We start from the raw sequence: 15,066 nt of genomic DNA on the forward strand, positions 1-15,066 counted from the left end.
AGAACCACCCTCCCGCGTTTTTCGGAAGAAGGTGGTTCTCGTCTTCTCGGGCTCCTGCCCGCTTACACCATCACTTTGCAAATATCGTTCGTAAACTCAACCGGGTCGGTGACCGGCAGCCCTTCGATCAGCAGCGCCTGATTGTAGAGCAGGTTCGTGTACAAGGCCAACTTCTCCTTATCGCTGTCGTAAGCCTTCTTCAGGGACTGGAATACCTCATGGTTCACATTGAGCTCCAGCACCTTGTCCGCCTTAACCGACTGGCCGTCCGCACCTGGCATCGAATTCAGCACCTTCTCCATCTCGATCGTCAGCTCGCCTTCCGTCGACAGGCAGACCGGATGGGATTTCAGGCGCTTGGACGCCTTGACTTCCTTCACCTTGCCCGCAAGCAGGTTCTTCATCGCAGCGAACAGTTCCTTGTTCTCATCCGCATCGGCCTTCTCTTCAGAGGCCTCGGCTTCGATCCCCAGATCGCCGCTCGACACCGACTTGAATTCCTTGTCCTTGTATTTCAGGATCATTTTGATCGCGAATTCGTCAATATCGTCGGTGAAATACAGGATTTCATACCCTTTGTCCAACACCAGCTCGGTTTGCGGCAGCTTCTCCAGCCGTTCCACCGATTCGCCGGCAGCATAGTAAATATACTTCTGATCTTCCGGCATCCGAGAGACGTATTCATCCAGCGTAACGAGCTTCTTCTCCTTGGACGAAGTGAACAGCAGCAGATCCTGCAGCACGTCCTTGTTCATGCCGTAGTCGTTGTAAACGCCGAACTTCAGTTGGCGGCCAAACGAGGCGTAGAACTTCTCGTAGTTCTCGCGGTCGTCCTTAAGCAGCGTCTGCAGCTGGCTCTTGATCTTGCTCTGGATATTCTTCGCGATCGCCTTCAATTGACGGTCATGCTGCAGCATTTCCCGCGAAATGTTGAGCGAGAGATCCTCGGAATCCACCATCCCTTTGACGAAGCTGAAATAGTCCGGCAGCAAATCGGCGCATTTGTTCATGATCAGCACGCCGTTCGAATACAGCTCCAGCCCTTTCTCATATTCCTTGGTGTAATAGTCAAACGGCGTTTTCTCGGGGATGTACAGAATCGCATTGTACACGACCGCCCCATCCGCCTTGATGTGGATATGCGAAACCGGTTTGTCGAACCCGTAGCGTTTTTCCATGTAAAAGTTTTCGTAATCCTCGTCCGTCAGCTCGGACTTGTTTTTGCGCCAGATCGGCACCATGCTGTTGATGGTTTGCTCTTCCGTATACGACTCGTATTCCCCTTCGCTGCCTTCCTTCGGCCGGCTGCTTGTGACGTCCATCTTGATCGGATAACGAATGAAATCGGAATATTTCTTAATAATCGATTTCAACCGGTACTCCTCAAGGAATTCGTCATATTGATCGTCTTCGGTGTTCGCTTTGATCTGCAAAATAATCTCCGTGCCGACCTCCGCTTTCTCGCACGGCTCTACCGTATACCCGTCAGCGCCCTTGGACTCCCACTTGTAGGCTTCATCCGAGCCCAGCGCCCGGCTGAGGACGGTCACCTTATCCGCGACCATAAACGCAGAGTAGAAACCGACCCCAAACTGTCCGATGATGTTATGCCCATCCTTCAGCTCAGTTTCGTTCTTGAACGCAAACGAACCGCTGTTGGCGATAATGCCAAGGTTATTTTCCAGCTCATCCTTCGTCATGCCGATGCCGGTATCGGAGATCGTCAAGGTGCGGGCCTCTTTGTCCGCCTTGATCTTGATGAAATAATCATCCTTGTTAAATACCAGCTGGTCATCGGTTAACGCCCGATAATAAATTTTATCGATGGCATCGCTGGCGTTCGAGATCAGCTCGCGCAGGAAAATTTCCCGCTGCGTATAAATCGAGTTGATCATCATTTCCAGCAATCTTTTCGATTCGGCTTTAAACTGCTTTTTCGCCATGAAACCTGTCTCCTTTCACCGCTTGAAATCCTTGTCTAACAATATATTAGCACTCTGAAGGACAGAGTGCTAATTCCTATTTTTTAGTTTATCGATCCTCCCATCGAGTGTCAATACGTTCTATGGGGAGATCGGCGTATATCCCGTTTGCTCTACTAAATACTGACCCTGCGGGGATAAAATCCACTCGATCAACTGCTCCACGTTCGGGTTGTCGCTGCCCGCCGTCACCGCGTAAAACTCCGCCGCAAACGGGTATTCGCCGCTGGCGATCGTCGATCGTTCCGGTTTCACCCCGTCGATGTCCAGCAGGCGGATATTTCCGTTCCTGACCATCTCGGTAGCATAGAAGAGGAAGGAGTAACCCAGCGCGTTTTTGTAATTACGATAATCTGCGGTCCGCGATATAATGCCGCCCATCCCGGTAGCGACATCTTCCTTCGGGGGTTCAGCCAGCCCCAGACCGTCCATGACTCGCTCCAGCATCGTCTGACTGCCGCTGTCCTCCGGACGCTGGAACGCACGAATGCGCTCATTGCCGCCGCCCACCTCACTCCAGCGCGTGATTTCCCCCGAGTAGATGCTGCGGATCTGCTCCGTTGTCAGCCCGGTCACCGGATTCGACGCATTGACGAAGAAGACGAATGCCTCGCGCCCGATCGGCGTGAACTTCAGCTCCTTGCCTTGCTTGCGAGCGGCGGCCTTTTGCCCTTCTGACGGGGCAGCGACGAAGATAATGTCCGCCTGACCTTCAATCAGGTTCTTGTAAGCCACGGGCGTCGTATTCACCATGACCTCACTTTGATAAAGGTCATATTCCTGACGCGGATATACCGCCTGCGCAAACGCGGCGTAAAGCGGATAAAGGGCCGTTGCCCCGTCAAGCCGCGGGAGCTCCTTCAGGAACGTCAATTCCGATGGTTCCGGCAGCACCGCCAGCTTGCCCGTATCTCCAAACGGCTGATACGGTTCCATATTCACCTCCTGGTCGCTTACGACGGGAATCCGGTTACGATAGGCCTCCCGAGTCTCGTAAGCCGCCGTCGTTAACCCTCCCAGAATGACGACGACAAGAAGCGTCATATACAACTTGCGCCGGTGACGTCTTGGCAAGAACAGGAACAGGGCAAGAAAGACGACCCCTGCGGCCGATACCGCCAATACCAAGGGCGCATAGAAAATCGCCCCGCCCGACAAGGAGACGATCACACCGGCAAAAAAACCAACAACCAAAATCACTCCGGATAATAGGAGGTACAATATGATTTTCACCGCAAGCTCTCCGCCTCGTTTGCTCATGCTTCAATCCTCCCCCTTTCCTCTTCATTTCGGGTATAAATCGGCAAACTGATCGTAAACCTCGTCCCTGCTCCAGGTTCACTTTGTACGTTCACTGTACCGCCGAACGAGAGGATGGCCTGATAGGAGAAGGTCATACCTAGCCCCGTTCCCGAAGATTTGGTGGAAAAATAGATCGAACCCAGCCGTTTGGCCTGCTCCTCGGTCATGCCGACCCCGTTATCCTGGATCGTTAACGTAACCTTCCGCGCAGCCATCTGCAGTCGTAAAGTGACCTTGCCCCGGACATGCGGCACTTCAGCGCAGGCTTCCACCGCATTCTTAATGAAATTCACAAGCACCTGCTTCATTTTATCGGGATTGGCGAGTATCCATACCGGCTCCGGCGGGTGGCTGATTTCGAGCAGCACGTTATGCATGTTGGCATACGGGCTCATGACATCTTTGGTAATCCGCAGCAGTTCCTCGAGATCGGTGGGCTCCTGCTTATCCCCGATCGGCTTGGAGATGGCCAGATACTCGGACAGAATGTATTCCGTCCGGGCGATCTCGCTCATACAAATTTCAATGTAGCGTTCAATTCGCCCCCGATCCGCAGCCCCATCGCGAATCAGCGTAAGGAATCCCTTGACCGCGGTCAACGGATTCCGCACCTCATGAACCAGCGAAGCCGCAACATGACTGATCGCCCGCACCCGCTCGTTTTGACCATAACTGATGAACAGCTCCTTATCCGTGACCGCCTTTCGAAACAAAGTAATCAGCAACCAGCAGCCAACCAGATTTTGCATCGGAATAACCACCAGATGAAAGCTTAAATTACGGATGACCGATTCCGGATTTTCCAGATACACGATGAGAAGCGGCGTCACAGAGAAAAACACCCCCGCCAGCAATAAAAGCAGCGACTTCCGTTCAGACTTCCGGTAGATCCGGTACAGCAAATACGAACCCGGAAACGTCACCAGCATGATCATCATTGCACTGAACGTCCCGTCGCCCCCAATATATAAACGGTATAAAAGAAATTCCGCCAAGAGGGCGAACGCGGTCTGCAACCCGCCAAAAATCATGCCGAAAAACATGATGGTATACCTAATATCATAAAAATAGCCATCAACCACACTGGTCCCAAAAGTCATCGATAGAAACAAGCAAAGCATACTGGTAAATACAATAAATTTCTGCGTGTAGTTCCGGGATTGATCGCGGTAGTATACGCTAAACATGACGAACGGCATATGGGCAAAAAACAGCTGAAGAATAATATCCTTAAGAATGGTCATGTGCGCTCACCCTTCATCGGCTGATTGGGTTACACCCTGTTATGTATTATCCTTTAATTCCATATTTCACCCTCTAAACCCTTTTTCTCCGGCAATAAAACGTGGAATGCGGAGCGTCTTTGGCATGCCTGCTTGTTCCGGCGCATAGGCTGTAGAAGCAGGACTAGCCTGCCAATCTATCTTCTTTGAAGGATGATTCTTGTGTCGTTGAAACGCTCCCCGCACCGGGCTTATTTTCTGCGCCGTTTGTGGCAAAAGAGCTCCCATATCTTCGCCGGCTCCCTGATCCAGGGGTTTGCCATGGGCGTATTTCTATTTCCCCATTCGATTCCTTCCGGCGGCGGTGCAGGCATCGCCGTGCTGCTGAACTACTGGTTCGGGCTGCCCATGAGCTTCGGGTTATGGCTGACCAACATTTCTTTTCTCCTGTTTGCTGTCCACTATCTGGGGCGGATCAGCGCGATCGGTACAATTATGGTGATTACGGTAACCTCCGTTTCCGTCAACTATTTCGAAGTGTACATTCATACCCCCTTTGCCAGCGTATGGGTCAACCTGCTCGCCGGCTCCCTGTTTCTCGGCATCGGAATATCAATCCTGTTTAGGGAACGGGTGACAAACGGCGGAATCGGCTTCGTGGCGCTCGCCATCGCCAAGCGGAAGCACTTTAACCCCGGCTCTGCGTTGTTTTGGATGAACGGCGGAATCTTCCTCCTTACAGCGATTGTTATCGACTGGAAAATCATCATCCAAGCCCTGCTCTGCCAATGGCTGTCCACCCGGATCGTCAAGTGGCTGCATACCCCTTCGGTTCTTGGGAAACGCCCGTTGTACCTTCTGGCCTGGCGGAAGAAATAAGCTAGCTCTCGGCCCCTTCCCCGCCCGCCTTTGCACGATTATCCCCTTCGCTCAGGGGCCCCTCATAGGTGTGGGATAATCAAAAAATTCAATAAATGACTTGAAAAGAGAACGTTTGTTTGGTATAATTTAGCAAGAGTCGAACATATGTTCGAGATCTTTTCGGGAGGGAAGAACTATGGCGGCAGTTACGGAATCGATTCTTCAACCATTCGGCGGACGTTATTCTAGCGAGGAGGAATGCATGGAGGCGTTGATTGCGATGAAGTGGCCAAACGGCTTTGTCTGCCCGCGTTGCGCTTATACGCGTTGCAGCCGTGTGACTTCCCGGCGACTCCCCTTGTTCGAGTGCGGTAAATGCTCACATCAAACTTCGGCTTTGGTCGGCACAATTTTTGAAGGAACGCATCTGCCTCTATTGAAGTGGTTTCAGGCGCTGGAGCTGTTCCTACTTCCTGATGGCATCTCGGCGACGCGGCTGTGCCAGGTGATCCGGGTCACCTACAAGACCGCATGGCTGGTGCTGCACAAAATTCGCCATGCCATTGGGGAAACGGATGCACGGGAGCTGTTAATCGGAGAGGTGAAGGTGAACAGCGATCAGTATAGGTTCGATCCGTCCAGGGGATATTTTTCGGATCCCTATGCCTTAACGGTTGTGGCGGGATGCGCGGTAACGGAAACGGGCGAGCCGGAGCAGGTCAAAATTCGTTTGGTGCCGCAGGATAGAGGGGACAGAAGAAGGGCGAGCCGCCGCGACCTTGCCGAGTTCGTCACCAATCATGTGGAGGTGTGCACATCTGAAGTGCAATTGTTTCCTCTGGCCTATCGGCTGTATTTGCCTTTGCGGAAAGTGGTGAGAGAGGCACGGAAATCACTGACGAGTACCTATGTAGCCTTGGGACAGAAGTATCTTCAGGCGTACCTGAACGAGTACACCGTGCGCCGGCGTCTGCACCTGTCTGGGGCGCAAGAGACGATGCACCGGAAATTGCTGCACATGTGTGTGGCGACTCCGACGATCCCTTACCCCCACCTGGTCGCATGCCAACCGAATAACCCCTTTTCGCTTGCAGCCTAAGAGTAAGGATTCGTGTTCGCAGGGGGGAAGTTTGCTGACCAACATAATTACTCCATAACCAATCTAACAATCGAGATCTATCATCCAGTTGCTTCGTTCTCCTACGAGTTTGGCTCTTGCTCTTAACCTAACCTGATCCATCGGGATAATCACGCAAAGCCGCCGGATGGTATGCAAAGATGCCGGATGGCACGGTATTGACCTGCTTTGCAGGATGCGAGGAACATCCGCCCTTTCCAGCAAAGGTTTGCCCCAGGCGTCGTTCGGATGCTCCGCGACTTTGACGAATCCCGTATCCCGCCTTGGTATACATGCCGATAGCTTGCTGCTGATCTTCCGTGGTTTCCAGGAACACCCCCAAGGATGGATGGTCTCTCGATCGTTAACGGGAATCTTCCGCCGCTGTTTCCTCTTCATCAAACGCGCTCAGAGCGATGGGCAGAGCCTGCAGCACAGCCATTCCGGCCGCCGGAAGAGCCAGTAAAATACTGCCGATCACTTCTTCCCTCGACGCGCCGGATTGCTTGGCCTGAAGCACGTGGAACGGGATGCCGCTATGCAGCCGAGCCGTCGCTAATACGGACAAATAGGCGAGCGCTTGGGTTTTGGCATCCAGCGGGTTCGCCGCCCCCATCGCTACCGCCATATTCTGCCACTCGGCGTACTGCTCGGGCGCTTCTTGGGCAAACGTCATGTACGAATCACTTACTTGCACCGTATACTCCTCCTATTTTAACGATTCAAAAAAGCCTTTAAGCTCCCGTTTAGTCTCATCGGATAACTGATTTTTGCGGACGCCGCGAACGGCCCCCTCCAAATCATAGAGCATATGCAAGCAAACCCCGGGATCCAGCAGCTTCAATCTCATAAAAGCTTCGCGGCTGCCCATTTCCGCCAATTGCTCCGGCGTTTCCACGCCGACTTGCCTCAGCTTGCGCGCGGCGACCGTACCGATGTTAGGGAGCTTGTCCAGTTCGTCCATCGCGCTCCCCTATCCTTCCCGCAGTTGATCGCGCCAGGCCGGAAGCCGCGACATCATGCTGCGGGCGGCGGACTTGGCCGCGCTCCCGTCAAGGCCTTGCGTCCGGACAATAAAAGCGGTCATGGAGTCCAGCTTCTCCTCAAGCGACTGCATCGAGCCGTCCGGCCGAGAGCAATGCACGCAATAATCTTTGCTCGTGTCGCCCATGGCGTATTCACCCGGCTCCTGCAGCGGCATGCCGCAGGCAATGCAAGTTTTCATGTTCAACGCTCCTTCGTCATCATGGATTTTACTTTGCGAGCAAGCTTAAATAATGCTCCAGCAGTTCCTCCCCGCAACGCTCCAGTACGGAGCCCTCCGGGGCAAAAAGATCATCGTTGGCCAGGTAATAATGAAGCAATCCGACCCAGGTGTTGAACAGCAAATGCAGCGGCACCGGCCGGATCGTGCCGGCCTCCATCTCCCGTACGGCAGCCTCGCAAAGATGATGGGAGACGACCGATTGAATCGCGGTCAAGACATACCGCGCACCGTCCGGCAGCAGCCGGCTTTCCTTGACCAGCCGGGCGTAGAAGGGCTCCGCTTCTCGAAGCCCGGCCAAATGGGCTTGCAGCACTTCGCGCAAGCTGCCCCCTCGGTAAGCAAGCTCATGCAGCCTGACGGTCACCCGTGCGCCAAACTCCCCGATGACCGCGTCCAACAGCGCCTCCTGTGTGGCGAAGTGGGCAAACACGGTCCCGTGCGATACGCCCGCCTCCCGGGCGACATCCGCAGTCCGGGTCGCCAGCAGCCCGTTCCGGGCATACAGCGACAGCGCCGTTTCAATCAGCCGCAACCGCGTTTGCTCTTTTTGCTGCTGCCGTTGCGTCCTGGCCGGCTGCCCGTTGTCCTCGCGTATCAAGGCGGCGCCTTCACCGGGCTCGGTCCTTTTCTTTGAATCGGTTAGTTTGTTCATTCGCCGCCTTCTCCCTTTCCCTCGTCTCGCAACCCGACTTCATTCTCCGGATTGCAAAACTAATTTCATTCCATTGAGTTATTACTCAATGACTGTATACTCAATATAATTTCAAAGCCGTTGATTGTCAACACCTTGCCAACCCACATTCCTATTGTAGCGGGTTGCTGGGCGGCTTGCTGAGCGGCTTGGCGTCTGCCTCTACTTCTTATCCACCTGAAGCAGCGTAATGCTCTTGACTGTGAATGTATCCCTCAGTTTGTCCTCGGGAATCACGTTCAGCTTGACGAGTCCGGCTACCTTCTGGGCATCCGTCTTGGAAATCAGCCGCCACACGCCGGGATCGGGGAGCGCTTCGTAAAGCTTATGGTCATCATATTCTTTCCGTTCCTGATGGATGGTTCTTACCCGGTAGCCCTCCACGTCCAGCTCGGAAATGCCCTGTTCCCTAAGATGTTCCAAAATATCTTCGCGCAAAGCAGCTAACTCCTGCTCCGTTTCTTTCTGCATCTGCTTCAGTTCGTGATAACGACGCACCTTCTGTTCCATTGGGCCACACTCCTTCGGTAAGATCAAAACCTTACCTGATGTATATGAAAACCGCCGTCGGCATCATGCGCACCGACAGCGGTTGGATCAAAATCTTATTCGGTCAAATCCTTGAAGACCCGGTATACTACGACAGCGGCTTCAGCCCGGGTTGTTGGCAGGTTGGCCTCGAAGCGGTTCCCCGCCTTGCCTTTCATAATGCCAAGCCCCGTAACATTGGCTACCGCCTCGGTGGCCCAGGCTGGAATACGAGCATGGTCGGCGAAGGCGACCGACTCCCCGGCTGCCCCTGCGGATACGGATTGGCCCAAAACTTTCAGCGCTTTGGACAACACAACCGCCATTTCACCGCGGGTAATCGGTCGATCCGGTGCAAAAACACCGTCGGCATAGCCGCTGATGAGGCCTTTCGATGTCGCAATCTTCACCGCCTCCTCGTACCAGCTTCCCGCAGAAACGTCACTGAAAGTTACCGCGCCGGCTGCACCCGGATCAGCCTTCAATTCCAGCGCTCGTACAAGCATGGAGACGAACTCGGCGCGGGTCACCTGCGATTCAGGTTGGAAGCTGTTCCCAACTGATCCGGCGAGAATGTCCTTCGACGCCAGGACTTCGATGGCATCCACTGCCCACGGGAACTTCGCCGGGGTTACATCAGAGAAGGTTACGTTTTGGGCCAGATACATATACCGGCTAAAGCCGTACAAACTAGCGACCACTTTCCCTTCCTTCAATCGTCCGAAGAACTGGGTTAGTTCCCCTTTGTCCCCGAGCTTGAAGAAGCTGATTTTCTCCCCGTTGATCGCCCCGGGTTTCAAGGCTTTAAGCGGAATCGCTGCTTCAGCTGGCTTGCTCAGCGTGATATTGTCCAGCGGTTTCGCGTCCTTCGTCAAAATACGAATATCATAGTAGACTCCAAACGGTTGGATCCCCGCCGCCAGCTTCAAGCTTTCCAGCAGTTTCTTCGTCTCTTCCTCGGTGGCCGGCGCGACCTGAACATAGGCAGCCTCCGGCGTTGTAATTGCGCCTGCGGGAATCGTCAACGTAAATCCGTCCGGCAGCTTCACCTCTGTAGGCTCGCCTGCCTTGATAGCCACGGCATCTTTAGGTATTGCCGGCGGAGCAGGCGGCGTTGGCGCAGGTGTTGACGATGAGCTAGAGCCGCCACCACCGCTGCTGCCGCCGCCATTCCCACCACCGCCGCCGTTGTTAGGCGGGTCTGCCGGAATGACCGTGACGGGCACGCGCTCCGTCACATCTTGGTAGGTCACGTTGATCGCAGTAGAGCCTGCTTTCACTGCTGTGACCAAGCCCGTATTTGTAACGGCAGCAACCTGCGGATTCTGCGATTCGTAAACCGCATCCGTCACGCTTGTTTCGCTGCCTTCCGCATCCTTATAAATAACCGTTAACTGCGCATGGTTCCCGGCCTTTAAGGAAAGGGAAGCCGGTGTGACGGTTAACGACGGTTCTCCCGGCTCTCCCGGTTCTTCAGGGACGTTGACGATGACCGTGACGTTAACGAGTTTCGCGAGACCCCCGTACACCGCCTCAATCGTCGTTATCCCTTCGGCTGCCCCCGTCACGTTGCCTTGGTCAACGGTCGCGACGGTTGGGTCCGCTACGCGGTATTCCGCCGCTGCCGTTACATCGCTTTCCGTGCCGTCTACCGCTTTATAGGTCACAGCCAGCGTCTGGCTCTCGCCGGCTTGAAGCGTCAGCGTTTCCGGGTTCACCCGCAGTTCCGCCTGCGCAACGTGATTGTACTCTACAACATGAGCCGGTTCCATATATCCATTCCCGGCCAAGTCGTAAATGTAAACTTCATAATAGTTATCTCCAGGTACGACAGGAACGTCAATTTTGAAGTTCCCCTCGTTATCGAGGGTCCCCTGACTTAATTCGACATCGCCGGCCGCGTTCTCAAACAACGCCTCGACGCCGATCACCTCGCTCATCTCCAGCCCGCCGAAGGTCACCAGATAATTGATCAGCATATCCTCCGTCACTTCCCCGGAGATCACCCCGGTCTGGCCGGAACTCTTCACTTTGAGTGCCGGTTCGGCGAGCTTGGAGACCGGCGCCGAAGTGTCGATGAAGAAGACGTAAGCCGAGTCTTCCGAAGGAACTGATTCGAACATGGACGGACCGGAATAAGGGACAAGCAGGTATGCGCCATCGGGAAGAGCCGCTACCTCGCCAATACTTCCATCCCATCCGTCCAAAGTATAGCTGCCCGGATCAACCCCCTCCTCCGTTTCAAAGACCACGCCCCGCCAATTCCCGTTCATATCATGTACTTCCAGCGAGAGATATTCCGTGTATTCGTTCACCGTAAACGCGATAGCTGTGGTATCGAAAAGTTCGTCGCCATTCGGCGAAAGCGGATTACTCGACAACTTCACGTCCGTCACCACATTCAACTGCGGTGTATCGCCGACATAGACCGAAACCGGCAGGTTGATCACATGCCCGGTCGCCGTTTCAGTCAGGATCACTTCGCCTTCGTACCGCTGGTTTGCCGCTTCTTCCGGCACCTCAACTTCAACGTCGAAGCTGGTTTCCCCGCCGGCGCTTACCGCCACCTCAGCCGCTGACAGGTTCAGATCAATCGGCGAATTCCCGTACCACTGCGAGCGGATGGTGTAGTTCGAGGACGCTCCTGCGATGTCCTTCACGATGACTTGCTGTTCGGCGGAGAAGCCGTTACCGACATACCCAAACGATAGGCTGCCCGTGTAAAAAGTTTCTGGAACCTCTCCATCAACGTAAGTCGTCGAATCCTCCGTCATCGCTACCGCTTTGGCCTCGATCACCTGATCCAACGCAATCCGACCGGCTCCCTGATCCATGTGCGTATAGCGGTCGCCGTTTCGATCGCTCAATTTCACGGTATTATTCATGAGTAAGGACTTGATTTCATAAGGCGTCAGGTTCGGATACTTCTGCACGACAAGTGCCGCTGCCCCCGCAACATGCGGCGCGGCCATGCTGGTGCCGTTCTGGGCTTCATACCAGCCCTCATACTCCGGAACGCTGGAGCGGATGCTCATCCCCGGCGCGGAGATGTCTGGTTTGAGGTCATATCCCGGTTTGGCTGGCCCCCGCGAGCTAAAACCTGCCATAATATCCTCTTCCAGCGTCGAGCTGAATTCGGCAGTCAACTCCTGACTCTGCAAAGCGGCCCGAATTCGTTCACCATAAGCGCCGGACAACGCGTAAACCGGGATGTTCACCTCCGCATCCCCCAACGTGCCGCTTTCCAATGCTTCCGGTGCATTGTTGAACACGATGGCGGCCACCGCCCCTGAAGCTTGGGCATTTTGTGCCTTCTCCGCGAAGGAGATTTCGCCGCGCTTGATCAAGGCGATTTTACCGGTCAAATCCTTCCCCGTATAATCCCCCGGCTTGCCGAGTCCAACATCAATCAACGGGTAAGACGCGGTCAGATCCTCGATCCCGGCTGACCTGTCGAACGTATCCATAAAGAAGCCTTCCTCGCCCAATTCCGCAATCTGCAGGATCGGCGTGATCAGCGGCGGCTTGGAAGCGCCAACGGTAATCGCCAGCTCCGAGCTGCCCGGATCGGTGACGGTGGCTCCTCCAGGACCGGAGTTACCGCTCGATACAACAGCCACAACGCCTGCTTTCATCGCATTGTTCACCGCAATCGAATCGGCGGAGCGTTGGTTATTCGTCTCGGAACCGAGCGACAGGTTAATGACGTCCATGCCGTCCTCAACCGCCCGCTCGATCCCGGCGATGACGTCCTCTGTCGAACCGCTGCCGTAAGGTCCTAATACCTTATAAGCGTAAACCTCCGCTTCAGGCGCAACCCCTTTGACACCCGCCAGTTCGTCCTTCCCGATCCCGCGTCCGGCCACAATGCCCGACACATGGCTGCCGTGCGAGGTATAGTAAGGTCTGCCGTCCGAGTTGAATTCGGGTTGTCCGGACTTCAAGAAATCATCGTACGTGGTTTCATACGGCTCCTGATCTTCATTGACGAAGTCATAACCCCAATATCCGTCAGGAATTGCTCCCGCCAGATCGGGATGGTCCTTGGCCGCGCCGGTATCAATCACGCCGACCTTAATCCCCTGGCCCTTCACCCCGTTCTCCCAGAACTGTCCGCTGCCGATAAACGACACGCTGTCCTGCGGCGCTGCCGGAGCTTCTTCCTCTTCCGTGGCATAGACCGTTTCGTTCGGATAAACCGCCTTGACGCCCGGAAGCTTCAGCAGGTCTTCTACTTCGTTTGCCGGAATCGTCAGCGAATATCCATTGAAAATATTTTCGTACTCGCGATGAATTTTCGCTTTCAACTTGTCGACCGCTTGCATCTTGAACGTTTGCTGCTGCAAATCGATCGCCTTTCTGTGGGAGCTCAGCGACGAGCTCACCCGGTTCTTGCTCTGCGATGCTTCAAACACCTTGACAGGCGCTTCCTGCAGCTCGACGATCACCGTTGTGGGTTCGCTGCCATCCGTAAGCGGAACGAAGTTCTGCGGCTGAACCGCAGCCGCCTCGGCGTCCCGGCGCTCCAGGGTGAGCCCATTGTCCACGGGTGAGGCTTGACCCGATGCTTCCCGTTTCTCTCTACCATTCAGTTGAACGTCCGATACACTTGTACGCAGCGTGTCCTGCGTAACCGCATCCTGATTCAACCGGGGAACGCCGTCCCTCCTTCCATCGGATTCAGCCAAAGCGTTGCCTTCTGCTCCTGCCACCGGCAGAAGCAGCGTAAACGCCAGGATGAAGCTTAAGATTCCTGCGACGACTCTCTTGCTCAAACTCTCATCTCCCTCACCATTCATCGTTTTCAAGGAGCCTATACAAGCTGATACCTTTATATCTATTGGTGAGGTTTCGATATATTCCCATTTTCATGGTAAGAAAGAATAAATAGGATAAAAAAAATACGCCCACCCATATAAGGTAAGCGTATCCATTTGAGAGGTTTGGTTTCTAGTCTACCATTGCCGCGAACAGTTGCTTCTTCAATTCACGATTCCTCTCGATAAACAGATCATTATGCGAAGAGACCATTCCGTAAGCCTCCGCTTCAGGCGTGATGTATTGTTTGGCCCGATTCACCGCGTTGGCCGCATCCTGGAAAGCCCCGGCGATCAAATGGAGCTTGCCTTCGTACGCTAAAATATCCCCCGCCGCGAAGATCCCCGCCACCGAGGTCTCGCTCAGGGCCGTGCCGGCGATGCCGTATTCGTTCGCCATCACGATTGGCACTTCGCTGTTCTCCAGCAGAGCTTTATCCCGTTCATACCCGTGGCTGACGACGACCTCATCAACTTCCAGTTCGACGATGGCGCCGTCCTCCAGATTTTGCAGCCATACGCTCCGGATGGCCTCCCCGCCTTTCGCCCCGGTCAATTTCACAATCGAGGTATTCAGCAGGCAGTCCACCCGGCTCTTTATCAGCTTCGAGATTTCCGCTTCGTGGCCCTTCAGCATTTCTTTGCGATAGGTTAAATACACCTTCTTCGCAATCGGCGCCAATTCGTTGGCCCAATCGATGGCCGTGTTCCCCCCGCCGGAGATCAACACGGTTTTCCCTTTGAACCGCCCCAGCGATTTCACCGTATAGTGAAGGTTGGTCACTTCAAACCGTTCCGCTCCCTCGATGTCGAGCTTCGTGGGTTTGAGGATCCCGCCGCCAATGGCGAGAATGATCGTTTTGGAAAAGTGTCGGGCTCCCGAAGCCGTATGCAATGTAAAAATACGGTCCTCATTTTGGGAAATCGAAGTCACCTTCTCCCCAAGCACGACTTCCGGCTGAAAAGTCAGCCCCTGCTCGATCAACTGCCGAATCAGCTGCTCCCCGGTAACCGGCGTCAGACCGCCGATGTCCCAGATCATTTTCTCCGGATAGACATTCACCTTGCCGCCAAGAAACGGCTGATACTCGATCAGCTTCGTCTTCATCTCCCGCAAGCCGCTGTAGAAGGCGGAATACAATCCGGCAGGTCCCCCTCCGATAATCGTGACATCATATACCCTTTGTTCCATCGTCGCAACCTCTCCTTTATCATCCGCATCGCGCTGAAGAAGTGAATTTTCACTAAGATGGAACCATCGTACCATATCTAATTGAG

The 15,066-nt window shown here is 54.4% G+C and carries 12 protein-coding genes; 2 read left to right on the forward strand and 10 right to left on the reverse strand.

The genetic code is table 11. From position 1 onward, the window contains the following. Nucleotides 1–62: 62 nt before the first annotated feature. From htpG to BN3795_RS24045, 3 genes are all read right to left on the reverse strand, one after another. On the reverse strand, nt 63–1,943 hold the full coding sequence (gene htpG, locus BN3795_RS24035) for a molecular chaperone HtpG (protein WP_068787198.1): 1,881 nt from the start codon (nt 1,941–1,943) through the stop codon (nt 63–65). 120 nt (nt 1,944–2,063) lie between these two features. Then, nucleotides 2,064–3,242, reverse strand: a complete 1,179-nt coding sequence (locus BN3795_RS24040; RefSeq protein WP_068787199.1) for a substrate-binding domain-containing protein — start codon at nt 3,240–3,242, stop codon at nt 2,064–2,066. Continuing rightward, nucleotides 3,239–4,528 (reverse strand): sensor histidine kinase, encoded by a 1,290-nt coding sequence (locus tag BN3795_RS24045; protein WP_068787200.1) that lies wholly within the window; start codon nt 4,526–4,528, stop codon nt 3,239–3,241. Before BN3795_RS24045 ends, BN3795_RS24040 begins: the two co-directional genes overlap by 4 nt. A gap of 201 nt (nt 4,529–4,729) precedes the next feature. On the opposite strand from BN3795_RS24045, the gene BN3795_RS24050 reads away from it, so the two are divergent. Both BN3795_RS24050 and BN3795_RS24055 read left to right on the forward strand, forming a co-directional pair. Continuing rightward, nucleotides 4,730–5,386, forward strand: coding sequence for a YitT family protein (locus BN3795_RS24050; RefSeq protein ID WP_232730033.1), 657 nt, complete (start codon nt 4,730–4,732; stop codon nt 5,384–5,386). Nucleotides 5,387–5,564: 178 nt separating this feature from the next. Then, a complete protein-coding gene (locus tag BN3795_RS24055; protein WP_068787201.1) occupies nt 5,565–6,467 on the forward strand; it encodes a transposase in 903 nt (300 codons plus the stop codon). Nucleotides 6,468–6,849: 382 nt separating this feature from the next. Here BN3795_RS24055 and BN3795_RS24065 read toward each other — a convergent pair whose 3' ends face one another. The 7 genes from BN3795_RS24065 to BN3795_RS24095 all read right to left on the reverse strand — a co-directional run bounded on the left by BN3795_RS24065 (nt 6,850) and on the right by BN3795_RS24095 (nt 14,980). Next, complete coding sequence (locus tag BN3795_RS24065; RefSeq protein ID WP_068787203.1) at nt 6,850–7,182, reverse strand: carboxymuconolactone decarboxylase family protein; 333 nt, start codon at nt 7,180–7,182, stop codon at nt 6,850–6,852. A 12-nt stretch (nt 7,183–7,194) separates the two neighbouring features. Further along, a complete protein-coding gene (locus tag BN3795_RS24070) occupies nt 7,195–7,449 on the reverse strand; it encodes a TfoX/Sxy family protein (RefSeq protein WP_068787204.1) in 255 nt (84 codons plus the stop codon). A gap of 9 nt (nt 7,450–7,458) precedes the next feature. Beyond that, nucleotides 7,459–7,710, reverse strand: coding sequence for a zinc ribbon domain-containing protein (locus tag BN3795_RS24075; RefSeq protein ID WP_068787205.1), 252 nt, complete (start codon nt 7,708–7,710; stop codon nt 7,459–7,461). A gap of 28 nt (nt 7,711–7,738) precedes the next feature. Further along, nucleotides 7,739–8,404, reverse strand: a complete 666-nt coding sequence (locus BN3795_RS24080; RefSeq protein WP_110945368.1) for a TetR/AcrR family transcriptional regulator — start codon at nt 8,402–8,404, stop codon at nt 7,739–7,741. A gap of 201 nt (nt 8,405–8,605) precedes the next feature. Then, nucleotides 8,606–8,953, reverse strand: a complete 348-nt coding sequence (locus BN3795_RS24085; RefSeq protein ID WP_068787206.1) for a gp33 family protein — start codon at nt 8,951–8,953, stop codon at nt 8,606–8,608. Between the two features lie 95 nt (nt 8,954–9,048). Continuing rightward, nucleotides 9,049–13,746 (reverse strand): S8 family serine peptidase, encoded by a 4,698-nt coding sequence (locus BN3795_RS24090; RefSeq protein WP_068787207.1) that lies wholly within the window; start codon nt 13,744–13,746, stop codon nt 9,049–9,051. 175 nt (nt 13,747–13,921) lie between these two features. Next, a complete protein-coding gene (locus BN3795_RS24095; RefSeq protein ID WP_068787208.1) occupies nt 13,922–14,980 on the reverse strand; it encodes an NAD(P)/FAD-dependent oxidoreductase in 1,059 nt (352 codons plus the stop codon). Between the last annotated feature and the right edge of the window lie 86 nt (nt 14,981–15,066).

Source organism: Paenibacillus phocaeensis (assembly GCF_900021165.1).
GTDB lineage: Bacteria > Bacillota > Bacilli > Paenibacillales > Paenibacillaceae > Fontibacillus > Fontibacillus phocaensis.